The sequence below is a fragment of the Dyadobacter sp. CY347 genome (genome assembly GCF_021502655.1).
Classification (GTDB): Bacteria; Bacteroidota; Bacteroidia; order Cytophagales; family Spirosomataceae; genus Dyadobacter.
On the sequence record NZ_JAKFFT010000005.1, the window covers coordinates 107,896 to 130,662 of the forward strand.

The 22,767-nt window shown below is 46.2% G+C and carries 22 protein-coding genes; 10 read left to right on the forward strand and 12 right to left on the reverse strand.

Features of this window, described 5'->3' with window-relative positions:
• Positions 1–75 precede the first annotated feature (75 nt).
• A complete protein-coding gene (gene xth / locus L0659_RS14800; protein WP_235127053.1) occupies positions 76–858 on the reverse strand; it encodes an exodeoxyribonuclease III in 783 nt (260 codons plus the stop codon).
• A gap of 172 nt (positions 859–1,030) precedes the next feature.
• Here xth and L0659_RS14805 point away from each other — a divergent pair, with 172 nt between their 5' ends.
• Entirely contained in the window at positions 1,031–1,843 is an 813-nt protein-coding gene (locus L0659_RS14805; protein WP_235127055.1) for a sugar phosphate isomerase/epimerase, read from the forward strand.
• Positions 1,844–1,893: 50 nt separating this feature from the next.
• Here the strand turns inward: L0659_RS14805 and L0659_RS14810 are convergent, their stop codons facing one another.
• Both L0659_RS14810 and L0659_RS14815 read right to left on the reverse strand, forming a co-directional pair.
• Positions 1,894–2,196 carry a hypothetical protein gene (locus tag L0659_RS14810; protein WP_235127057.1) on the reverse strand — a complete coding sequence of 101 codons (303 nt, stop codon included), beginning with the start codon at positions 2,194–2,196 and terminating at the stop codon, positions 1,894–1,896.
• A gap of 27 nt (positions 2,197–2,223) precedes the next feature.
• Positions 2,224–2,373, reverse strand: coding sequence for a hypothetical protein (locus L0659_RS14815; protein ID WP_235127059.1), 150 nt, complete (start codon positions 2,371–2,373; stop codon positions 2,224–2,226).
• Between the two features lie 283 nt (positions 2,374–2,656).
• Here L0659_RS14815 and L0659_RS14820 point away from each other — a divergent pair, with 283 nt between their 5' ends.
• Entirely contained in the window at positions 2,657–3,463 is an 807-nt protein-coding gene (locus L0659_RS14820; protein WP_235127063.1) for a hypothetical protein, read from the forward strand.
• A gap of 42 nt (positions 3,464–3,505) precedes the next feature.
• Here L0659_RS14820 and L0659_RS14825 read toward each other — a convergent pair whose 3' ends face one another.
• From L0659_RS14825 to L0659_RS14835, 3 genes are all read right to left on the reverse strand, one after another.
• Positions 3,506–3,862: a type II toxin-antitoxin system HigA family antitoxin gene (locus L0659_RS14825; RefSeq protein WP_235127064.1), complete on the reverse strand. Its 357-nt coding sequence runs from the start codon at positions 3,860–3,862 to the stop codon at positions 3,506–3,508.
• Positions 3,863–3,865: 3 nt separating this feature from the next.
• Positions 3,866–4,174 carry a type II toxin-antitoxin system HigB family toxin gene (locus L0659_RS14830; RefSeq protein ID WP_235127069.1) on the reverse strand — a complete coding sequence of 103 codons (309 nt, stop codon included), beginning with the start codon at positions 4,172–4,174 and terminating at the stop codon, positions 3,866–3,868.
• Between the two features lie 115 nt (positions 4,175–4,289).
• Complete coding sequence (locus L0659_RS14835) at positions 4,290–4,706, reverse strand: DUF6157 family protein (RefSeq protein ID WP_235127071.1); 417 nt, start codon at positions 4,704–4,706, stop codon at positions 4,290–4,292.
• Positions 4,707–4,803: 97 nt separating this feature from the next.
• Here L0659_RS14835 and L0659_RS14840 point away from each other — a divergent pair, with 97 nt between their 5' ends.
• Genes L0659_RS14840 through L0659_RS14850 form a run of 3 tightly spaced genes read left to right on the forward strand, consistent with a single transcriptional unit; the run spans position 4,804 to position 6,260 of the window.
• Positions 4,804–5,559, forward strand: coding sequence for an MBL fold metallo-hydrolase (locus L0659_RS14840; RefSeq protein ID WP_235127074.1), 756 nt, complete (start codon positions 4,804–4,806; stop codon positions 5,557–5,559).
• 60 nt (positions 5,560–5,619) lie between these two features.
• On the forward strand, positions 5,620–5,823 hold the full coding sequence (locus L0659_RS14845) for a hypothetical protein (RefSeq protein ID WP_235127076.1): 204 nt from the start codon (positions 5,620–5,622) through the stop codon (positions 5,821–5,823).
• The gene (locus tag L0659_RS14850; RefSeq protein ID WP_235127077.1) at positions 5,820–6,260 is read left to right on the forward strand and encodes a PIN domain-containing protein; all 441 of its coding nucleotides are present in this window, start codon (positions 5,820–5,822) and stop codon (positions 6,258–6,260) included. The genes L0659_RS14845 and L0659_RS14850 overlap by 4 nt, the downstream gene beginning before the upstream one ends.
• A 92-nt stretch (positions 6,261–6,352) precedes the next feature.
• Here L0659_RS14850 and L0659_RS14855 read toward each other — a convergent pair whose 3' ends face one another.
• The 3 genes from L0659_RS14855 to L0659_RS14865 are packed head-to-tail and all read right to left on the reverse strand — an operon-like array spanning position 6,353 to position 10,614.
• Complete coding sequence (locus tag L0659_RS14855; protein ID WP_235127080.1) at positions 6,353–7,120, reverse strand: LytTR family DNA-binding domain-containing protein; 768 nt, start codon at positions 7,118–7,120, stop codon at positions 6,353–6,355.
• A gap of 17 nt (positions 7,121–7,137) precedes the next feature.
• The gene (locus tag L0659_RS14860; protein ID WP_235127081.1) at positions 7,138–8,157 is read right to left on the reverse strand and encodes a sensor histidine kinase; all 1,020 of its coding nucleotides are present in this window, start codon (positions 8,155–8,157) and stop codon (positions 7,138–7,140) included.
• A 60-nt stretch (positions 8,158–8,217) separates the two neighbouring features.
• Complete coding sequence (locus L0659_RS14865; protein WP_235127082.1) at positions 8,218–10,614, reverse strand: TonB-dependent receptor; 2,397 nt, start codon at positions 10,612–10,614, stop codon at positions 8,218–8,220.
• Positions 10,615–10,873: 259 nt separating this feature from the next.
• Between L0659_RS14865 and L0659_RS14870 the strand changes: the two genes are divergently transcribed.
• The 4 genes from L0659_RS14870 (at position 10,874) to L0659_RS14885 (ending at position 17,267) form a co-directional block, all read left to right on the forward strand.
• The gene (locus L0659_RS14870) at positions 10,874–11,287 is read left to right on the forward strand and encodes a VOC family protein (protein ID WP_235127083.1); all 414 of its coding nucleotides are present in this window, start codon (positions 10,874–10,876) and stop codon (positions 11,285–11,287) included.
• Positions 11,288–11,479: 192 nt separating this feature from the next.
• The gene (locus L0659_RS14875; RefSeq protein WP_235127085.1) at positions 11,480–14,611 is read left to right on the forward strand and encodes a TonB-dependent receptor; all 3,132 of its coding nucleotides are present in this window, start codon (positions 11,480–11,482) and stop codon (positions 14,609–14,611) included.
• Positions 14,612–14,622: 11 nt separating this feature from the next.
• On the forward strand, positions 14,623–16,518 hold the full coding sequence (locus L0659_RS14880; RefSeq protein WP_235127089.1) for a RagB/SusD family nutrient uptake outer membrane protein: 1,896 nt from the start codon (positions 14,623–14,625) through the stop codon (positions 16,516–16,518).
• Between the two features lie 62 nt (positions 16,519–16,580).
• The gene (locus L0659_RS14885) at positions 16,581–17,267 is read left to right on the forward strand and encodes a DUF3823 domain-containing protein (protein WP_235127091.1); all 687 of its coding nucleotides are present in this window, start codon (positions 16,581–16,583) and stop codon (positions 17,265–17,267) included.
• 345 nt (positions 17,268–17,612) lie between these two features.
• On the opposite strand, the gene L0659_RS14890 is transcribed toward L0659_RS14885, so the two are convergent.
• A complete protein-coding gene (locus L0659_RS14890) occupies positions 17,613–17,840 on the reverse strand; it encodes a hypothetical protein (protein WP_235127093.1) in 228 nt (75 codons plus the stop codon).
• Between the two features lie 84 nt (positions 17,841–17,924).
• Between L0659_RS14890 and L0659_RS14895 the strand changes: the two genes are divergently transcribed.
• The gene (locus tag L0659_RS14895; RefSeq protein WP_235127094.1) at positions 17,925–19,235 is read left to right on the forward strand and encodes a glycoside hydrolase family 71/99-like protein; all 1,311 of its coding nucleotides are present in this window, start codon (positions 17,925–17,927) and stop codon (positions 19,233–19,235) included.
• A 17-nt stretch (positions 19,236–19,252) separates the two neighbouring features.
• Here the strand turns inward: L0659_RS14895 and L0659_RS14900 are convergent, their stop codons facing one another.
• Complete coding sequence (locus tag L0659_RS14900) at positions 19,253–21,769, reverse strand: galactose oxidase (RefSeq protein WP_235127095.1); 2,517 nt, start codon at positions 21,767–21,769, stop codon at positions 19,253–19,255.
• Between the two features lie 242 nt (positions 21,770–22,011).
• Positions 22,012–22,728 (reverse strand): outer membrane lipoprotein-sorting protein, encoded by a 717-nt coding sequence (locus tag L0659_RS14905; protein ID WP_235127096.1) that lies wholly within the window; start codon positions 22,726–22,728, stop codon positions 22,012–22,014.
• Positions 22,729–22,767: the final 39 nt, after the last annotated feature.

The window sequence follows — 22,767 nt, forward strand, 5'->3', positions numbered from 1 at the left end:
AAAATAAGCAATCTCGTGCGCGGCGAAATGTGTACTTATTTACAGGCAGGACAGGATGAGTAAGCGGTTAAATTATCATTCTTCCGGATCTGCAATTTCGATCCAGGTAGGCGCATGGTCACTTGATTTTTCCCAGCCGCGCACTTCCTTGTCTACACCTGCCGCCAGCAAGCGCGCATCCACGTGCGGACTCAGTAAAAAGTGGTCAATACGAAGGCCTGCATTGCGGCCGTAAGCATTCCTGAAATAGTCCCAAAACGTATAAATCACTTCGTCAGGATGGAGTTTTCTGATGGCATCCGTCCATCCCTGGTCAACAACTTTCTTGAAAGCTTCGCGCACTTCGGGGCGGAAAAGCGCATCGTCCACCCATCGTTCGGGCTTGTAAACATCCAATTCAGTGGGCATTACATTATAATCCCCGGCTAGCACAACAGGCACATCGAAAGCCAGCAATTCGGCCGCATGTGCAGCGAACCGCTCAAACCAGCGCAGCTTGTATTCAAGTTTCGGTCCAGGTGCCGGATTGCCATTGGGAAGGTAAAGACAGCCCACGAGCATCCCATTCACAATGGCCTCAATATAGCGGCTATGAAGGTCATCCTCGTCGCCCGGAAGCGACCTGCGCACTTCTTTCAGCTCCATCCCGCGTGCCAGGATTGCTACGCCATTCCAACTTTTTTGTCCATGCCAGATCGCATTGTAGCCCGCGTCTGCAATGGCTTTTTCAGGAAATTTCTCCTGCGGCGCTTTCAGTTCCTGCAAACAAACGACATCGGGTTTAGTCATTTTCAGCCAGCGCAAAAGCACTGGCAGACGGCCATTGACTCCATTGACATTATAGGTGGCGATTCTCATATCAGGTTATCAGGTTTTTGGGTAAATATGAATATAAAAATCAGTCCTGGTAAAGGTGTTATAATAAAAGTAAAAAAGCGTTTTCGAAATCCTTATCAATTGGCCTACGGACTAAGCCGGTAGATTAGCGCCGGGCCAGGTCTTTTTCCAATAAATTCCACCCGATCAAGCCATGAAAATCAAGTTCTATGCGCCACAATGGGGCAACACACTTCCTTTTGATACTTTTTGCAGTAATGTAAAATCAGCCGGTTATGATGGCGTGGAGATGGCGCTGCCTTTCGAGAAGAAGGAAACAGATGAAATTCTGGAAGCATTGGCAAAGCATGGCCTGGAACTGATCGGTCAGTATTGGCAGTCGTTTGAGCGGGATATTGACGTGCATGCGGCCAATTATGAAAAATATCTCAGAAATCTGATCGCAGCCAAGCCGGTATTTATCAATTGTCAGACAGGAAAGGATTATTTTTCTTTTGAGCAAAATAAGCGGCTGTTTGACCTTGCTGCTTGGCTTGCGGCGGAATCCGGCATCCGCATTATTCATGAAACCCATCGTGGCAAAAGTCTTTACGCCGCGCATGTCACGCACCAATATCTATCACAAATTCCGAATTTGCGCATCACACTGGATATTTCACATTGGTGCAATGTACATGAATCCTTGCTGGAAGATCAGACGGAAGAAATTGCACTGGCCATAGCACATACAGATCACATTCACAGCAGGGTAGGCCATCCCGAAGGGCCCCAGGTAAACGATCCGCGAGCGCCCGAATGGGAAGAAACATTGCAAAAACATTTAGAATGGTGGGACCAGATTGTTGCAGCACATTCAGCAAAACAAACGTCCCTAACCATCACAACCGAGTTCGGCCCAGCAACCTACATGCCCCTGTTACCTTACTCGCAAATTCCCGTCGCCAATCAATGGGACATTAACGTGCACATGATGAATTTGTTGAAAGCCAGGTACGAGGGCAAATAGTGATTCTGACTGATCATAGGAATGTTGTAAGTATTCAGTATGTGGCAGATTTACAAAACCTTCGCGCCACGGACCGCATAGGGCATCGCTTTGATCAATTTTGTGTGGTTGAATTCGTCAACGATCATTACATTTTCTTTGGGAACAATGCCCCTGCTGATCCAGTTTAAGACAGTTTCTACATTCTTGATCCCAAACCGATGGCAATATTCCTTTATGGTAACCCACTCAGACAGGTCCACCAGTTCTCCCTGACTTATCAAATAGGAACGGGCATCCTTAATCGCCGCGTCGCCCTCAGCCAGTAACGCCTCAATTTTCTGGCTCAAATCATACTTTTCGTCGATTTCCATACCACATTATTTAGTAAAAATTCAACTTCATTTCTTCTCCAACTGCTCAATAAGTTTGACCAACACGGCAATCTGATCCAGCAAACGGTCAATATGATCCTGGGACATTTCCTTAGACATATCCCGCAACAGTTGTCTCCTGGCAGCAAGGAACATTCTCAGATGAAAAACATTCATTTTATAATAGTGTGTCAACAATCAAATATAACATTTGTTAGATTACCTAACAAAACGCAGTGATTGTTCGGGTGCTGCCATTTATTTCCCGGCTGATAGTGGACTATGCCGCATAAGGGCAAATAGGCGAGGCTATCATTGGCATGGCTACACCGTGTACACTTACAAGGCGCCCGCTTTGGCGAATGCACACCAGCAATGATCTTCCGAAGGATATCATAGAAAGGTAATTTGTCCGGAATTATATTTGACTAATTTTATTCGTCAAATAGCTCTAAACCTCATGATCATACGCAGTGCGCCTTTCTGGCTTTGGTTTGCATCCAGCATTCTTTTTTCTTCATTTTGTTTTTCACAAACTATACATGAAGTCCGGTCGTTCCAGGTGCAGGAGGCAAAGCAGGCCGTTGCGGTTGATGAAAACCATTTTTATGTAATTAATAACAGCACAATTACCAAGCACACCAAATCGGATGGCAAGCAAATTGCGGTTTGGGATGGCTCAAAGGAGGGCATTAAGCATTTGAACAGCGGGGTGGTGATTAAAGGGAAAATGTATTGCGCCAATACAAATTATCCCGAAATCCCGATGGCCAGCTCCATTGAAATTTTTGATGTGAGTACAATGCAACACATTGGCAACCATAGTTTTGGTATCGCCGAGCATGGCTCATTGACCTGGATCGACCAGAAAGGCGGATTTTGGTGGTGCGGGTTTGCACATTATGCCGGCAAAGAGGCCAGCGAAGGCAGGGACACGCGCTGGACGTCCGTTGTAAAATACGATCCCGAATGGCGCCAGCTGGAATCATGGATTTTCCCCAAGCAAATCGTAGATCTTTTCACACCCAAAAGCAACTCAGGCGGCGCCTGGGGCAACGACGAGCTATTGTATTGCACCGGTCACGACGAGCCGGAACTTTACGTCATGCGTTTACCAAAATCAGGATTCACACTCGAACACGTCAAAACGCTGCACGCGCCAGTGCACGGTCAGGGCATTGCCATGGATCATTGGGCAAAAGGTAAGCAGGTCATTTACGGCATCAACCGCGCGGAAAACAAGGTGATTTCGGCTGAGATAAGGTAGGGGAGGCAATTAGAAAACTTCGCACAGGTTAGCGTGAATAGACTATCCAAGAAGCACTTGTGCCGGAATTCCGAGCTTTTCGTGAAATAACTTTGCCAGTTTCAAGGTCAAAGGTTTCTTCCGGTTCAATATTGCAGATACATAACTTTTGCTGCCAACCCAATCAACCAGATCTTTGCTTTTCAGCCCTTTTTCATCCATTTTGAGCTTAATAGCTTCGATTGGATCAGGAGAAGGGATTTTATAATGTTCGTCCTCATAAGCTTTGATCAATAGCAAAGCAATTTGAAGGTCATTCCCTTCCCTGCTGTCGGGATGCGGCTTTTTATCAAACTGCTCATCGATCCATTCAAGCATCAGCTCGTATTCCGCATCGTTTTTTATTAGTTTTAATTCCATTTGTCAAGGTTTATATTTTATTGATTTCACATCTACTTTATCATACTCCGAATGGTTTCCGAACCATTTGATCTGGATCGTTTTATATTCAAATACAATTCTTATCACCAGCCGGTAATGGTTGCCCATAATATTAAAGACCACCCGGTCGTCTCCGACCAAACTCGCTTTTGCAAACACCGCTTTCAATTCCTGAAAACTGCTAAATTCCGCATTAACCATTTCTTCATACCATTCTCTTAATGCATTGGAAGCCTGCGGATACATGGCACAATATGCTAAAAGTGTTTTGCGTGCGATAATGTTAAACATGGCAAAGTTTACTAATAGTGAACAAATTTACATCTTAATTTTTGTTTTACAAATCATTAGACGTAACATCTGCGCACTGGTCACAGGAAATCAAAAAGTACAGATTTTTAAATCCCTATGCCCGTTTGGATCGCATTGCTTTTACGGTTTCTAGCTTTTCGTCGGAGGTGAATTTTTGGTATTCTTCGGAATCCAGGCCGTATAGGGCTACTTTTCCTTCGGAGTTGCTGTGGATGCCCCAGCCGTATCTTTTGGTGAGCGGTGAAGCGCGGAGGCAGGGTTGGCCTTTGGAGAAGAATTTCTCTCTTTCTTCGTCGAGCTCACTTTGGTCGAAACCTTGGCGGATGGCGTAGGTCTGGAACAGGACGTCGTCGGATGTGTATTGATAAGGATGGTCGCTGATGATTTCGAACTGAATGTTTGCAACAGATTTTTCCCATCCCTTTACTGGCGGAACTTCACCAGTTTTGGCCGGGCTGTCTTCGGCAACCTGAATAAATGCATCGAAGTAATTGGTTGTATGTGTTTTCATTTTAGTCTTAACAAAATTTTTAGGTATAATGTGAACAATTTAAATGGTCTTGAAGTAATTACAAAAAGTTAACTTTGAACAAACAAACCAATATGAAATGAAAGCAACATTTGCACTCTTATTTTTACTGATTTCGGCTCCTTTATGGGCACAACTTCCTGCTGCCGATGACCTCGCAACGTCGAAAGGGCCGCTGAAAATACAGCCGCTCAACCACGCCACCATGGCCTTGACCTGGGCCGGAAAAACCATCTACGTCGATCCATATGGCGGCGCGAAAACATTCAAAGGAATCGCTGCCCCGGACCTCATCCTTATTTCAGACATCCACGGTGACCATTTTGATCCTAAAACCCTGGATTCTCTGGATTTGAGCAAAGCCATCATTGTGGCGCCAAAAGCTGTCATTGATATGATGTCGGAAAAGCTTAAAGCGAAAGCTGTTGAAGTGAACAATGGTCAGACTATCAGCAAACTGGACATTTCCATCATGGCCATTCCGATGTATAACTTGCCGGAAGCTGCGGATGCAAAGCATACCAAAGGCCGTGGCAATGGTTACGTGCTGAAATTTAGTGATAAAACGATTTACATCAGTGGCGACACAGCCGGAATCCCTGAAATGCGCGCATTGAAAAACATCGACGCAGCATTCGTTTGCATGAACCTCCCATACACCATGGACGTGCCCGAAGCCGCTTCCGCAGTCCTGGACTTCAAACCAAAAATCGTTTATCCATACCACTACCGCGGCCAAAACGGCCTAAGCGACACCGAAGCATTCAAAAAGCTCGTAAACGCAGGTGATAAGAAGATTGAGGTGAGGCTGAGGGATTGGTATTCGATTAAGTAAGGCGATCATATTGCATTGACTCTTGACCATAACTGTGTTATATTTGAAAAAAGCACAGCTATGGTCATTACACGTCAGGATCGGAATATAATTATTGAAGCTAGCGATTCCATTAATATGGGCGCGGTTCAGAAGGTTATTGATTATATTAATATCCTTGAAATAGTTGCCAAAAATCAGGGAACTGAGGAGCAGGCTTCTGAGTTGGCAGAATCGGTTAACAAAAATTGGTGGGCTGAAAACAAATCACGTCTTCTTCCATGATTGTTGTCATCGATACCAACATATTATTTAGCGCTTGCATTTCTCCAAACAATCGAATTTCTGAAATTCTATTTAGTCCGCTGCCAAACATAGAACGCATCAGTTGTTACTACGCCATGGCAGAGTTGTTTAAACATCAGGCAAAAATCGTTCAACTTTCCAGGCAGCCGGTTGAAGCAGTAAGCACTTTGCTTTATACAATAATGAAGCAAGTGGATTTTCTGAATGAGAAGATGATAGCAACGGAACACTTTATGGAAGCGGATCGATTGACCGCTGGCGTTGACTCAAATGACCTTGCTTTTGTTGCACTCAGTTTGCAGAAAAACGCGATGCTCTGGACGGGCGATAAAAAGTTATCTACCCACCTAAAAAGCCTCGGATTCGATCGCGTGATCAACACGAATGATCTTTATGAGTTGCTGAATATAGGCTGATACGTCCAACGCAAACGGCTTTCCTTTGTTTGACTCATCATATCCTAACAACAACATTGGGTAGCCAATCGTAAAAGTCAAAGTCTCAACTATCAACTTTCCAGCCAGGATTTAAATGCAGGTGCTTTTTCGCGGCTTACTATTACTTCCTGGGCGGTTTCGGGGTGGAGTTGGATTTTTAGTTTGCCGTTGAAGTACGTGTGGATTTTTTGGATGGCGGTGATGCGGGCGATGAATTGCCGGTTGAGGCGGAAAAAGCTTGCGGGATCTACCAGTGTTTCCAATTCCTCTAATTTGTAATCTACCAAATACTGCCGTCCGTCCGTTCCGACGAGGCAGGCGAGTTCATTTGCGGTGTAAAAATAGGCGACCTGGTCCTGGTGAATCGGGATCAGCTGTTCGCCATTTTTGACCAGGAAGCGGGTTTTATGCGCTTTTTTGCTCATTTCAAGGCTGTCGAGAAGCGACTCCACTTTTCGCGCATAAGCTTTTGGCGAAAAGTCCTGTTTCAATTCATCAAACTTTTTAAGAGCGTCGGCCAATTCCGGTAACTTGATGGGTTTGAGTAAGTAATCAATGCTCTTTACCCGAAATGCTTTGATCGCATATTCGTCATAAGAGGTTGTAAAAACAATGGGGCTATGCGCTGGAAATGCTTCGAAAATCTGAAAACTCAGCCCGTCGGAAAGTTGAATGTCTGATAAAATCAAATCTACCTGATGCTCGGCTCCAAACCAGCGTTTAGCGGATTCCACACTATCCAGAACCGCAACGATTTCAATTTTAGGATCAAGCTTTTTGATCAGTTTTTCCAGTCGTTCGGCAGCCGGATATTCGTCTTCTATGATGACAATTTTCATAAATATTGAGGCTAAATCTAAACCAGCTGAGCCAAAAGAGGGATTTTTACACTAAACTGATTATCAGTCCTGGAAATCTCAACCCGCCGCTCCGTCAGCAGGCTGTACCGGTTAATGATGTTTTGAAGCCCGACACGTGTTGACTTTTCAAGGACGGTTTTTTCAAGAATATTATTAGAAATAACCAGGTAATTTTCAACCTCGCGAACGGTAATTTTCAACGGATTTTCCTTAGACGCAACATTGTGTTTGATAGCGTTCTCGATCAGCATTTGCAGGCTCAGCGGGGTGACATGCTGCTGGTAAGTGTCTTTCGACAAGTCCTTTTCTACCAGCAGATTATCACGGAAACGGATCTTATTCAAATACACATATGCATCCACAAAAGCCAGCTCTTCTTCAACCAGCACCGTATCCTTATTGCGACTGACCAACACATATCTGTAAACGTCGGACAGCCTTTCAAGATAATCCTGCGCATCCGTATTTTCATCGTCGATCAGTGCGGCCAGCGTGTTCATACTGTTGAATAGAAAATGAGGATCTAGCTGATTTTTAAGCACTTCTAGCTGCGATTGAACGCCTTCGCGCATGAGTGATTCGGTTTTGCGAACATTGGCTTTCCAGGCTTCGAAAAAGTAAACCGCCTCGTAAACCAGGTAAACCAGCAGGGTAGGGATAATGCTGATCTTGAATCCCAGCATGGTCCCTTTTGATTGTAAAAATATTTTGCAAAGCAGCTCGTCGAGGATCAATGTGACTACCAAAGTGTAGATGAGCGCCAGCAGGGCTTCGGAGAGCAGCCGTTTTTCGGTCTGGCTGTAATCAGGGAAAACCCGGCGCATTTTGACGATGATAAAGCGGTTTCCTTCCCAAAGTGCAATGGTAATCACCGCCGAAATCAACACATTATAAAGAAAATTTACATTGAACTGCATGAAATTCTCTACATGGATGACCACCGGGATCAGCAGTGAAAGCAAGGGGATCCCCACCAGCCGCATCTTACCATCATTCAAAGTATACAGATCTTTCATAAAATCAGAGGCAAAGGAGCTGCCGCGGCTTTCAAGCCGCGGCAGCAGTGCAAAATGCAATTAAAAAGTATATCGGAAAAGAGGGACTGGGAAAAAACCTTGCTGATACTGAGTCGCCAAGCTGTTTGTCCGCGGGTTGTAGGTTTGCTGAAACACATTCTGATTGGCTGTAACATTTTGCAGATCCAGCGCGAATTCCATGGTGCTCCGGCGATACTCTTTCCTGAAAGAGAACCGCAGATCCGTGCGGAAATAAGGATCCTGCCGAAGCGAAAATGCCTTTCTTTCATCATAAACTGCGTCTCCACGAACCCGCGAGGCTTCCAGGTTAAGCGGCGAAATGTATTTCCCTCCCACTAGCGTCGACCGGATGCTGGCGCTCAGCACATTGTTTTTGTTCCTGCCGATCTTGATTTCCTTGCCGGCGAGCACATTCAAAACATATCGGGTGTTGAAAGCCGTATTACGCTCGATTTTATCACTTCCTTTATATTTTGATTCAAATAAAGAGCTGGTAATCAGAAAATAATAGCCCTTATTGAAATATCTTTCCAATGTCAGCTCGATCCCCACATTCTCTCCGGTTCCTTCATTTACCAGGCTATCGCGATCCGATGGGCCAAAAGAACTGCCGATATTGAGTGCTGAAAATGACGACTTCCTTTTTTCGACAGGCGCATTATTAATCGTTTGAAAATACGGTTCAATTTTCAGTAACAAGTTCTCCGTCAGCCTGTTTTCGTAGCTTAATACCAAATGATGACTTCTTGTGAAACCCAGATCTTTATTGGTATACACCGCACCCGAAGGGGTTTTTGTTTGAACAAAATAAGTGTAAATGTCCTGCGCCTGACTATTCATGCCATAACCGGCGCTGAGCGACTGACCATTATTGAATGCATACTGAAAGCCAAACCTCGGTTCAATAGCAACTTTATCATTTAAGCTATAATGCTGAAAATGAACGCCTGTGGTAAGTAGTACGCTCCTGTTAATCCTGTATTTCCATTGTCCGTATGCTTGTGTCAGCAAGGAATTTTCACCTTTCACATCCACCCGCACCGTATCAAATTTTCCAGCCTGATACATGTTCCGGTTATATAGGTCAAAATTGAGTAAATCCGTAGTTATGCCGCCGTAAAGGCTGTTTTTAGCATTGATCTTATGACGGACATTGAGGGACGCCGAATATTTCTGTGTTTTAAAACGGCCTTCTGAATTGGCAAATGCCTCCCGCGTCACTGTGCTGATCGAATCGCCGTTGAAATTCTGATCAGTCGTGCTAATGCCCAGCGTCAGTTTTGCGAATGTTTTGGCCGAAAGACTGTGTTCATATGAAAGGCCCAGAATGTTCGTTGCGTATCGAACTTTGGTGTTGCTGTTTTCAGTCCCGTACAGGTCTGTAACGGTTGTATCTACATCATTACCAAGGAACTGCACATCGCTTGCGCCGATAATTCCGAACAATGTGATCTTGCCTTTCGCACTGGTAGGAACGGCCACCTTGAAATTAAGATCCTGATAATCAGGAACAGCATTACCAGTTCCAAAATTAATGCCTAATGCCTTGAAGACGCCAAGTGTCGAATATCGGTAATTGAAAAGATAAGATGCTTTCGATTTTTTGGAAAAAGGCGCTTCTGCACCCAGCTCAAAACCATTAAATCCAACCTGGCCGAGAAACTCCGATTTCTCATTGTTACCTTCCCGCATCCGGAGGTCGAAAACAGCTGATAATGCATTTCCATACTGCGCTGGGAAGGCACTGGTCATGAAGTCTGATTTCGCCAAAACGTTGTTATTGAGCAGGCTAACCGGGCCGCCCGTGGCTGATAATGAGCCGAAATGGTTTGGGTTTGGTATGTTAAGACCTTCCAGCTGCCAGAGCATTCCGGTGGGCGAATTGCCGCGTACAACAATGTCGTTTCGCGAATCATCGCCGGACACAACGCCTGCATAGTTCGCCGCCATCCGCGACGGATCGCCCAGCGAACCTGCGTAACGTTTTGTGTCTTCAATGTTGAAAGAGCGGCCGCTCACGAGCGATAACTCGTTGTTTGTCTTCGTCTTATCATTGCTCCGGTCGGCGGTGACCACCACTTCGTTCAGCGCCTGCACATTCTCGGTCATCGTCACGTTCACGACCACTTCTTTGCCGGAAGTCAGCAGGACATTGGAGAGACGCTGCTCCTCGTAACCGACCGACGTAATGCGAAATGTCTGCCTTCCCTGTGGCACACCGGTGATTTTAAATGCACCATTCACATCCGTAATCGCGCCAATCGGGTTTGCACCTTCCGGCTGAATGAGCATCACCGAGGCACCAATGACCGGCGTTTGTGAGACTTCGTCGCGGATCACGCCCCTGATCGTTTGTGTGGCCTGCTGCGCAAAGAGCGACAAGGAGAAGAGCTGCGCCGCGGAAGTAAGAATAAAAAATAATAATAATTTTTTCATGGCTAACATTTTTATTGAATGCACAAATCTGGCTGGATTTTGATTGCCAAAATAGCGTATGCCGGTCGAAGCGTACGTTAACAAGGGCGAAACGTTAACGATAAGGGGCCAAGCGTCTCGTTGGTGGCCAACCAATTACAATGTTCAACTCAAAGTTCTTTTGCTGATTGTCGCAAAGCACCCCTCGATTTGTCGTATTATCCCTGTTACAGACAGCCGCTCAACCTTATTTTTGTTTAAGCACCGATTGGTTTGAAAAATGGCAACGCGTATCTCACCCTATCTGACATTCAATGGCAATTGCAAAGAAGCAATGCATTATTACAAGGAATGTTTTGGTGGGAAACTGACGCTCGAAACAATTGGCGACACCCCTTTCGCCATTGAATTTCCCGAAGATATGCATCATCAGGTGATGCATGCCATGCTTACCAACAGGGAATTTACGATCATGGCAACCGATTTCATGGGTGCGCAAGAATTTATTGCGGATACTGATATTTCTATCGCATTACTATTCGACGATCAGCAGGAAATCATACGCTGTTTTTCCAAACTGGCGGCGGATGGAAAGGTCATCTATGCTTTAAATCCTGAATCCGCCAACACGCTTTTCGGTGTAGTCCAGGATCAGTTTGATATCATATGGATGTTTAATTATGATATCAAATAGTTAGAAACCCCTCTCGCAATGTTCAGCTTAACCTTATTGGATTATTTTATTTAATAATTAGATAAAAAAGTTGCCAGGTAAGGTTTGGTTAATGTTTTATTAATCTTTTCTTAATAAGCCCCCCGTTACTTTGACCCATGGTTTGGCCAACCTGCTACACTTGAATTGCTGTCACCGACTTTAAATGATTCTATGGAAAATCGACTTTTATTAAAACGGGAAGTATTACGAAGCTTCCAAAAATACCTCTTGTACTTCTGCCTTGCAATGACCTTCACGTTGCTGACGGGACGGGTTGCCATGGCGCAGGAGACCAACATTTCGGGTGAGATTAAGGATGAAAAAAACAGTGCTATCCCCGGCGCGAGCATTGTTTTACAGGGCACGGCAAAAGGAACCACAACGGATGCGGACGGACGGTTTTCATTGAGTGTTCCAAGATCAGGTTCCGTGCTGATCGTGAGTTTTTTGGGTTACAAACGCCAGGAAATTGCGGTAGGCAGCCAAACCGAATTTCAGATCAGACTGGAACCAAGCACCGACGATTTACAGGAAGTGGTGGTTGTAGGATACGGAACGCAGCGGAAACAAACGCTCACCGGCGCGATCTCGAACATTATTTCCGAAGACATTAAAACTACGACGCATACGAGTTTGGCGCAGAGCTTGCAGGGAAAGGTGGCCGGGGTGCAGATCCGCCAGAATTCGGGCGAGCCGGGATCTTTCAGCACGAGCATTAACATTCGCGGGTTTGGCGAGCCGCTATACGTTGTGGATGGTGTTGCGCGTGACGGTGGTTATGAGTTTCAGAAGATCAACCCGGACGATATCGAGAGCATTTCTGTGTTAAAGGATGCTTCGGCCGCGATTTTCGGGATCCGGGCGGGAAATGGCGTAGTGATCGTTACGACCAAAAAGGGAAGCAAGGGAAAACCGAAGTTTAGTTATAATGCAGTTTACGGCCGCCAGAGTCCAACAGACGTTCCTAAGATGACCTCCGCATTGCAATGGGCGGAAATGCGGAATGATGCCGCCAGAAATCTGGGAGAAACGGCGGTTTATACGGCCGAAGAAATCGAGAAATTCAGATCAGGGGCGCCTGGTTATGAGGGGACGGATTGGTATAAAACGGTTTTGAACAAATCTGCTTCCCAGCAGCAGCATTTTCTCTCCGCTTCGGGTGGGGAAGGGGCTGTCACGTATTTTACCAGTTTTGGTTTTCAAAATGAAAATGGTCTTTTAAAAAGTAAGGATATGGGTTACAAAAAGTACACATTCCGGGCGAATGTGGGCATTGATTTAACCCAAAACCTGAAAGCAGACCTGATCCTTTCCGGACTGTTTGACAAAAGAGATCAGCCTGGCGACAACTTTTTCAACATTTACAAAGGAACCAGGATCGCACTGGCAACAGAGCGGCCTTATGCCAATGACAACCCAAAATATCCTTCCCTGCTGAGCGGTGGCTACAATCCTGTTGCACTTGCAAACGGAGACCTGACCGGATACAATGAGGAAGCGAACAAATTTTTCCAGTCCACCTTTGCATTAACCTATTCGGTTCCGTTTGTTCCGGGTTTGAGATTGAAGGGTTTAGTGGCTTACGACAGCAACAATTATCGAAATAAATCTGTCTCTAAAAGCTACAACCTGTACACTTACGACGCGGCGACCGATAAATATACGGCGCATTTGCAGCGCAATCCTTCGCGCATCGGCAATAACTTTTCGGATAATAACCGCGTCACGTTTCAAGGGCAATTGTTTTACAACACGGTGATCGCCAAGAATCATAATGTGGGTGCAACATTGGTTTACGAGCAGCAGGAATCCAAAAACCGCTGGGCAGGGTTGGGCCGGGAATATGCTTTCTATACCAATGACCAGATCGACCAGGCCGGACTTAACAACCAGACTACCAGCGGTTCCGAAAGCGAATATGCGAGCCAGTCATTTGTAGGAAGGCTGAATTATGATTTCAAAGAAAAATATTTGCTTGAAGTAGCGGCCCGCTATGATGGCTCTTACCGCTATCACCCCGATCGTCGCTGGGGTTTGTTCCCGGTGGTTTCGGCGGGCTGGCGCGTTTCCGAAGAGCAATTCATGGACCAGATCCCGTTGATCTCCAATCTAAAACTGAGAGGTTCTTACGGCCTTGTGGGTGCTGATGCAGGCGCACCATTCCAGTATGTGCCCGGATTCTCGCTCACAGGAGGCGGCGGTTATGAGTTTACGAACGGTAATTATACAACCGGAGCCGCTTCTCCTGCCATTGTGAACGAACAACTAACCTGGTTTAAATCAAAAATCAAGGACGTCGGCATTGACATTGGGCTTTGGGACAACCGCATTGACCTGACTTTTGATGTGTATCAACGCGACCGTAAAGGCTTGCTGGCCAGACGAAATGTATCATTGCCAAACACTTTTGGCGGAACATTGCCGGACGAAAACCTGAACAGCGACCGTGTACAGGGCATTGAGTTTTCAGCTGCCTATAATGGTCAGATCAGGGATTTCAAATATGGCATTTCAGGAAACTTCAACTTTGCCCGCACCATGAACCGCTATGTGGAAAGGGGCGATTTCCTGAACAGCATGGATAAATGGAAAACGGGAACAACCAATCGCTGGAACGACGTCGTATGGGCTTATCAGTTAGAAGGCCAGTTCCAGAATAAGGACGAGGTGATCTACGCCCCCATTCAGAACGGTGACCTGGGCAACACACGTGAGCTTCCGGGTGATTTTAAATACAAAGATGTGGACGAAAATGGCGTGATCGATGGTAATGATGCGTTGCCACTATTCTTCGGCGGCGATCCTAAAATGTATTACGGTGTAACATTGAATGCGTCCTGGAAAGGTTTTGACTTCACAGCATTGTTTCAGGGATCGGGAAAATACAGCGTGCGTTTTCGGGAAGTATATGCTGAGGTGTTTGCCTTCCGTGGTAACACACCCGAGTATTTCTACGACAGATGGCACCTGGATGGTGATAATGAGTGGATTCCTGGAAAATGGCCGGCTTCCCGCTTTAATTATAATGTCGGAGCAATGTATGCGGAAAGTTCGGCATGGCGGAAAGATGCTTCCTATCTGCGGTTTAAAAGCGCACAGCTGGGTTACACATTCAATTTGGCTTGGCTCAAAAAGATCGGGATCGATGATGTCCGTATCTACGGAAACGCACACAATATTTTCACCTGGGCCGATCCGTTTGTAAAGCCATTTGACCCTGAAAAAATTGAAGGATTGTTCGGCGCCGGGCTTACTTATCCGGTAACCAGAAGCTACAACTTTGGTATTAATGTTACATTCTAATTGCTGAAATAATGAAATTGACCAAACATATATTCATGCTCCTTGTGCTGCTAACGGCCATTAGCTGCGACAATGTGCTCGATAAGCAGCCACTGGATAAGTTGCAGGGGGAAAACCTTTTTTCCAATCCGGAAGGGGTGAAATTATACATGGCAAACCTGTACTACCAGCTGCCGGTCGAGGATTTTACCTTTTTCAGACAGGGTTTCAACTGGAACACCGGCGACCCGAACAATGGCGGATTTGCTCCGGCCATGATCACAGACGAAGCCGTGCATACGGAATTCGGCGATTTTATTGGCAACGATGATTTTCAATGGTGGGACCAGGGCTACAAACTGATCCGCGACACAAACATCCTGATCGACATTATCCCGACACTGGACGTAAGCGAGGATGAAACCAAAGCGCTTGTGGGCGAAAGTGCATTCATCCGTGCATATGCGTATTTTGCATTGGCTAAAAGATACGGTGGCGTTCCCTTAATCACGGCTGTTCAGAAATATGAGGGCGATGTAGAAGCACTCAAAGTGCCGCGCAGCACGGAGAAAGAAACATGGGATTTTGTATTAAAAGAGTGCGATACAGCCATCGCAAACCTGGCTGATTCGTGGCCGGGCGGTGAAAGAAGGGCGACCAAATGGGTTGCTTATGCACTCAAATCCAGGGCTGCATTGCACGCTGCATCATTGGCAAAATATGGAGAAAGGGCTCCTATTTCCGGCACCGCGGTAGATCAAAAACTGGTTGGGCTGGAAAAATCAGCTGCTGCGGAATATTATAAAGCGGCCATTGAAGCTTCTGAGGCCATTATTTCATCGGGTAAATTTGCGCTTTATAAACCTTCACCTGCTAGTCCGGAAGAAGCAGCTGAAAACTACCGCAAGCTTTTCGAAGATCCGAACATTGCGCCTACGGAAGCTATTTTTATCAAAGGTTATGCACGCCCGGGTTCAGGAACGGGACATAATTACGGCATCTGGTTCCAGCCCAACCAGACTGCAAACGGATGGCCGCACCCAGGCCGCATGAACCCTACGCTAGACCTGATCGACGCTTATGAAAGTTATACAAATCCGGGCCAAAGCGCGCCGGTGACGACAACTGTTGCGGGCAATGATGTAAGCGACTATAATGGTTTTGACCCTGCCAAAAATTACAAACGTTACGATGATCCGGCGGGAATTTATAAGGATAAAGATGCGCGTTTATGGGCAACGGCTATCCTGCCGGGAACTGCCTGGAAAGGTCAGAAGATCATCATTCAGGCCGGTTTCGTAAAACCTGACGGCAATGCGCAACTATTTGGCGGTGAGCCGATCAAGGTCGGCAGCGCGACCATTTATCCTTTCGGTGCTGCGGACAGGACACAATATTCCGGTTTTGACACCTGGGGAGGAAACAACACCCGGACAGGCGTAAGCTTCAAGAAATTTCTGAACGAAGGCGTGAATGTTGCGCCGGGCTGGAACCAGACCGTCTCCGATTGGGCCGACTTCCGCTATGCCGAGATCCTGCTGAATTATGCCGAAGCAATTGCTGAAAGCGGAACCGGAACGGCCGCAAAAGGCGCACAGGCATTGAACGACATTCGCCGCCGCGCGGGCCATACAAAAGACATTCCTCTGACGATTGACAACGTGGTGCGGGAAAGAAGGGTTGAGCTGGCTTTTGAAAACAAACGTTTTTGGGACCTGATCAGAAGGCGTGAATACCACACGCTATTCAACAACCGCGTGCGCCATGCACTCATTCCGGTGCTGGATCTGCGCGTAACGCCTGCAAAATACATTTTCATCCGCCAGAACATTGCACGTCTGAACCCTGCGACATTCGATTACAAGAATTACTACCGCTATGTCCCGGGCATTGGTGCGAATGGACTCGTCCAGAATCCGCAGTATTAAGCCATTCCCGCAATTCGTAAGCTGGCTTCTAACATTAATCTTGAACTATAATTTTAAAAATTGTGAAATCACAGATATACATCAGCGCGCTGGCAATGCTGCTCTTTGCGGCGGGCTGTAAAATAGACAATTACCCTGCGCCTGATGCGCAGCTTTATGGAACCTTCCTGGACGCAGAAACCAACGAGCCGGTGGAGCAGGACATTATCCGTGGCAGCACCATTGAATACATTGAGCACGGATATACATCTCAGACAAAGCAGGTTATGATCGTCAAAAATGACGGAACATATCGCAATAACCTGATCTTCGCCAATCAATACACCATTACGCCAGTCAGAGGCAACTTTGTCCCTACGGAGCCGCAGGAGGTAACCGTTGCTGGCGAAACCAAGCTGGATTTTAAGGTGCAGCCTTACATTCGTTTGAAAGATGCGAAAATCGAGAAGTCAGGATCGAAAGTGATCGCGACGTTCAAAATCCAGCAGACTGTGATCAACAATGTGCGGAAAATTGGTCTTTATGCGCATCCTGAGCCTTCGGTAGGAGAGCCTATGCGGACAGTTTTGTCCGAAATGGAGATCAACGGTGCAGCCGACCCCAATAAGGTTTACCAGCTGGAAATCGACATTCCATCGAATAGCAACAACCTCAAAACGGGCAACCAATATTTTTTCCGGGTAGGAGCGGTCATAGATGCCCCGGAGTCCAAGTTCAATTATGCAAAAGCCGTTCGGCTTGCTTTGTGATGGAGAGATGAGAGCAGTCGGGCGTGAGAGATAAGAGGTGTCGGGCTGTGCGAGATGAGAGATGTCGGGGCTGTGCGAGATGGGAGCTGTGGGGCTGTGTGAGATGGGAGCTGTGGGGCTGTGTGAGATGATAGCTATGGGTCTGCTGTGCGAGAAGAGACCCGTGAGTCTGTGGTGTCCCTGGGTTAAAATCCAGGGTTAGGGTGTCTTTCGAGCCTGACGGCTCTTTTGGGGAGAAACCTGCTTGGGCAGACAAGAGCCGTCAGGCTCGACCATTTTCTTGCGATGGATTTCAATCCATCGAATGCAGTGGTGATCTTTTAAGCCCTGGATTAAAATCCAGGATTAGGGTGTCTTTCGAGCCTGATGGCTCTTTTGGGGAGAAACCTTCATTGAGCAGAAAAGAGCCGTCAGGCTCGACCATTTTCTTGCGATGGATTTCAATCCATCGAATGCAGTGGTGATTTTTTTAAGCCCTGGATTAAAATCCAGGGTTAGGGTGTCTTTCGAGCCTGACGGCTCTTTTAGGGAGAAAGTTGCTTTGAGCAGAAAAGAGCCATCAGGCTCGACCATTTTCTTGCGATGGATTTCAATCCATCTACTCGATGATATTTCAATTCATTAAATGATAAGATTTTTAAAACTAAACCTTTAACCATGAAGTTTTTTTCATTCCTAATACTCTTGCCTTTTCTTTCATTCAGCTGTCATGGCTCGGATGATGTTAAACAACCTGTTGATCCTAAACCAATTGAAGAAGTAAAGTATGATGAAACTGGTGTTCTTTTCAAGAGCTACAAAGGGCTGGTAATGGCCGGTTATCAGGGCTGGTTTACTGCCGAAGGGGATGGTGCCGGCCGCGGCTGGCATCATTACCAAAAGGGCGGCAAATTCGAGCCGGGTTCCACTTCCATCGACTTCTGGCCGGATGTAACCGATTATCCGAAAACTTACAAAACGTCTTTTAAATACAAAAACGGCGAAGCAGCGCCCATTTACAGCCCGTATGACGAAGAAAGTGTCGATCTGCATTTCAAATGGATGAAAGAGCATGGCATTGACGGCGTTTATATGCAGCGCTTCGTGTCGGAAGTGAAAGGTGAAAGCGGCAAAAAACATTTTAACAAAGTGCTGGCCAATGCATTGAAAGCATCTAAAAAATATGGCCGGGCAATTAGCGTCATGTACGATCTGAGTGGCTCGACGTCAGCAGATATGGACTTTATTGCCAAAGATTGGGAGGAGCTGCAAAGCACATTTAAGCTTTTTGATAACAAAGAAAATCCCCAATATCTGCGCCATAACGGTCGCCCATTGCTGGCGATCTGGGGTGTGGGATTTAATGATGGGCGTAAATACACGATATCGGACATTCAAAAACTCGTTGAAAAAGTAAAAGGGCCGACCAAAAAGGCCTCTATAATGCTGGGCGTTCCCTACTATTGGAGAAGTCTGGGGAAGGATACGGAAAACTCCACATTACTGCATACGGTTGTTAAAAGTGCCGACGTGGTAATGCCCTGGGCGGTTGGGCGCTATAATGCGTCCACGTATACGGGCGTTGCGGGGCCTAACTTACCTGCCGACATTGCCTGGTGCAAGGCCAACAATGTGGATTACGCGCCGTTGGTTTTTCCGGGTTTCAGCTGGGGTAATTTAAAGAATGACAAATCGCTCTATAATGAGATCCCCCGCGGAAAAGGGGACTTTTTATGGCAGCAGATTGCTGGCGCCAAGCTTTCTGGGGCAGAAGCTCTGTATGTAGCCATGTTTGATGAGGTCGACGAAGGCACGGCGATTTTTAAATGCAAACGTGAAGGTGAATTGCCGGAAAACGCAGACGGAAAATTCGTCGGGATAGAGGCCGATCTGAAAACGGATCACTATCTATGGCTGACTGGGCAAGGTGCAAAATGGTTTCACGGTGAAGCGGGATTCAGCGCCAAAAAACCTGAACGACCGAACTAAACCTTCGAAATGGTCGGTCAGGAATGTAAAACTTCCGGCATGTCCTTTTGAAATTCTTCGCCGTAGATCCGGCTGTATTCCCTGGCGAAATTCTCAAAAGTCGTTTTTGCCAGGGAATGCTTGCCTAAAAGCGCCAGGGCCTTGCATTTAATGGTCATCGCTTCTTCATTAACCGGGTCAAAATAAAAGATGTAGTTGGCGACTTTGATCATAAATTCCGGGTCATCGGTGATTTTAACCGAAGTAGCATACCGCAAATATGCATCGACGATTTCGTTGGAAATCTCCGATTTGAAGCTGTCCAGCCATTCGTATTCCAGGTCGGCCAGGAACGTGCCGCGCTTGCTGATCTGCGATAGGTCCACAATGTCCTGCCTGGAAAGCACGCGTTTATCCGAAACCAGCTTCAAATACTCGGCATAGTCGACATGAATTTGCTGATAATCAATGCTCACGCGCCAGTAACCGCTTTCTTTCGAAATGTGGCACCATTTAAGTTTGTCCAGAATCCCTTTCAATTTCGCAATATTAACAGCCCGGTTATTCCGCGCACTTTCCGATGACTTGTCAGACCAAAGCAATTCCTTCAATTTTTCGGAGCTGATCCCTTCACGCCGCACCGAATGCAAGAGGATCACTAAAAACAGTTCTTTAAGCAAAGGCGTAAACAACCTCGTGATCTCCGTCCCCTGGTCATCAAATAATTGCAGATTTCCAAAAAGCATAATGCTGCTGTGCAGCGGGATGATCCTGGCTTCTATGCTTTTTTCCTGAACCTCAATAACCGGAGCCGGTGGAATGATGGCTTCCGTCACCGGATGTTTCTCAGCAGCGACAGGAATGGTTGCTGGAACTACATCGAGCGGTCTGCGCCTTTTGTAAAAATAAAACACTGCAACGACCGCAATCGCAGCACCAATGATCCAAAACACATTTCCGGACTTAGCAGAAGCCTGTACAAGCGTTGGAACCGTCGCTAAGGGCGGCGAGAAAAGGGAATAGATCGAAACTTTGGTCTGGTTCTTATCCGTATGGAACAATGTTACTGCGACAAAACGGCCGGTTGATTCATCGAAGAAAAGGTCTGCAAAGGATTCCGTGTCAATGAATTCAAAAGGAATCTTGGAGCCGACGGGCATATATTCCGGCTTGGAGAGCGAGCCGGTTATGAGCTGCAATTCGGAGTTGAATTTGTCTTTTGGAAATATGAGCGCATAATAGGAATTTTCCTTTTCCCGGACAATCATGGAGTTGGCAAACACAAAATCTTCCTGCGGAGCTTTCAGGTCGTATATTTTCTTGAAGGTACCCGTTTTCGTATTGAAATAAATAAGGTCATACCAGTTTCTCGGGTTCAGGATTTGCCTGCCCGTAATGCTGCCATAACCGCCCATCATGTACGCTCCGCCTGTTGCCTCACCTGCGGCTGCCAGATATCTGGGTGAGAAAACGCTGTCCTGCTGGCTGGTCTGCGACCATTGACCGGTTGCGGGCTGATATTTCTGGATGATGTTTTTGTATTCAAGATGGCCGTAACCGCCCAGTATATAAATCGTTGAGTCTGTTTTGGAATAAAACTTATTGGCATGCAGGAAATGTGTTTTCAATTCCGGCTTAACATTGTTTTTGTCCCATTTGCCACTGATCGTGTCGAAACTGGCAACCTGTTTTTCATTGATAAAAAGATTATAGATCCGGTTTTTTGACTTTTCATAAAACACCTGATTGTCCATCAAAAGCGACTGGCTCTGATATGGCATGTGCTTAACCCGGTTATTCGAAATGCGGTATGACGTCAATGTGTCCGTGCCCACAACATAAACGATCCCCGTTGCTTGATCGCAAGTGACTCGGGCAGGGCCTTGGACAAGAAATGTTTGCAATGGCTGCCATTCGTAATGCATTTTCTTGATCCAGAGTGGGTTGGAGACCAGTCCGTCCGTGTTTTTCTCGGCGCCGATCGCTCTTGTGCCGCTCATTTCATCGAGGTTCCAGCGATATTTTTCTTTGCCATTCTCGGTAATAGCCACATTCCGGACCTTCATCGGCGGAACGTCTGTTGTGTTAAAGTTTTTGTATTTGTTAGCCCCGAAAAGAATCTTGTAACAGCCGTTTTTCTCCAATCCAACCGCCTGCTTGAATTGCTGCGATCCGCTGAAAACCGTAAGCGTGCCTGCACTTTTATCAAATACCAGCCTTATTTTATTCCAATGCTGGTATAGATCATTTTCGCTGATGTCAAAGGCGATCTTAGAAAATTTATCGCCGATAACGACTTTGAACCGGTCTTTATTGAGAGAAGAATTATCATAAAGAATGTCAATGTTTTTCTGGTCGTTTTCGATGAGGCGGACGATGTAGCCGAAATAGTTCTTTTTGTGTTTGAGAAAAGAAACTTCAAAGGAAAGCTCGAAATTCTTATCAAAACACAACGTCCCGTCCGGTGAGAGATCCAGGCCGGTCCTTTTATCCTGCACCGATTCAAAACTTTCAAAACCAAGCCCGTACGACTGGGCAGGGCACAAATTGATCATCCCGTAAAAAAACTGGACTGCAAGCAGGATGAAAACGACTCTTAAACATTTACACATATTCAAACGACCACGATCTGGCAGGGTACTAATATTGGCTTAATAAGTAAATATTAAGATTTTTTTGTCTCTATTTTACTTTGCGCGACATTTATTTGTTTCACCAACAATCCAGCCGGGTTCGCCGGAACCAAAAAAGGCACCGGAGAAGATCCCGATGCCTTAGCATGCTAAAACTTAAAGTTCTATTTAACAGGTTTTTTGAAAACAGCCGCGTCCACAGGTGTATTTACAGATACTTTGCTGGTAATGAACGACATGGTGCCCATTTGCGCATTGGTAATGTCCATCGTGTTAGGAAATTTAACGCCTTCCACTTCCTTATAATCGGAAAGCTCGATTTCGCCGCTCTGGCCGTTCATGTCCACTTTAACTTTGCTCACCAGAAACGTTTCTGCGTCCAGATATTCATCCATGGATGTGCCTTCTTTTGAGGTCACTTTCAAATGATAGACATCTTTTTTGTCCATTTTTTCTTTGCCGACAAGCTCCACTTTGTTGCCCTTCTCCTTATAATTTACAAGTCCGCCAAAGGGATCCAGCGATGCAATTTGTTGTTTCAACTGGTCGGCAGGCATGTCCTCTGGCTCGCCGGTCCCGCCCATTTGTGCCGGACGGATCATCCAGCCTTTGGAATCGTCCACCACCTGCACCATGGAGTTACCCATAATGGTCGATTCATTGCGAAGTGACTTGCCCACCACAAGGATCGTTTTTGTAGGAATTTCCATTCCCTGTACAGCCAGCGAACGTTCTGTGATTACAGTGTTGACAGCCTTAATTTTATCCATGCCGCCGAGGGCAGCCACATGCTTATCCACGATTTCATCAACAGTTTGTGCAAAGGAGCCTGCCGAGATCAATGCCGCTGCAACAGCGACGAACAATTTGGTCGTTTTCATACGTAGGTTTATTTGGAGTAAGTAGTTTGTTATTTTCTT